This window comes from Cryobacterium inferilacus (assembly GCF_019599185.1).
GTDB lineage: Bacteria > Actinomycetota > Actinomycetes > Actinomycetales > Microbacteriaceae > Cryobacterium > Cryobacterium inferilacus.
On record NZ_JAIEUL010000063.1, the window covers coordinates 1 to 878 of the forward strand.

The 878-nt window shown below is 58.4% G+C and carries 1 protein-coding gene; it reads left to right on the top strand.

The features are described from left to right. A partial coding sequence (locus K2F54_RS18905) for a thioredoxin-like domain-containing protein (protein ID WP_220607400.1) occupies positions 1–542 on the top strand: 542 nt, incomplete at its 5' end. Between the last annotated feature and the right edge of the window lie 336 nt (positions 543–878).

Genomic DNA, 878 nt, shown 5'->3' on the forward strand with positions numbered 1-878 from the left:
GCATCCGCCCTTATCTCAGGGGTAAACCGCCCGTACTTTCGATGTGCCATAACAACAATCCAATCAAATCTCATATGAACTGTCCGGAAACACCGGGTCACCGCAATGTGACAATCGAGGGCGTGGAGAGCTTTGCTGGCCTCAGCCGCGAGCACGTGCTCAACACGGTCGCCTTCCCGGAGCTGCCACCGGTGGGCGGAGACCATTCCGAGGACCTGACGAACTGTGCCATCTACACACAGCCGGTGAATACGTGGCGTGCCGTCCACTCCCTTGAGCACGGCGCCGTATGGGTGACATACCAAGCTGACCTGCCGACAGCTGAGCTTGAGGTCCTGACCACTGACGCGGCAATGAATTCATACGAAATCTTGAGCCCCTATCCAGACCTGCCTGCACCGATCATCGCGACCGCGTGGGGTAAGCGACTCCAGGTAGAAAGTGCGGCCGACCCGCGACTGAGCAAATTCCTCTCCACCTATCTGCAGGGCTCACAGACCCCTGAACCCGGCGCTCCCTGTTCTGGGGGAGTTCAAGGCTGAGAGCTCCCTCGGAGATGAGGAGCATTCTTTACCGTTTCTTCGTCAAACCTGCACCGAGAGGCGCGGGTAGAGGGACCACAGTCATAACAAGACATCCCGGTAGGAGGAAGTAATGGTCATGACTGCGTGGCCGATTCTCGCCGGAATTTGTGTGGTGTTCGTCGTCCTCGGCGTGTGGGCGATCGCTCAGATCTTCCCCGTGAACAGCCGAGGCAGCGGCGCACCACCGGAAGACGCAGACCACCCAACCAAACCCCAGGGGACTGCCCCGAGTTCAGTTGACTCAAAGGGTTAGTGGTTTCAGGCGGCTTTGAGGGCCACGTTTATTGTCTCAAA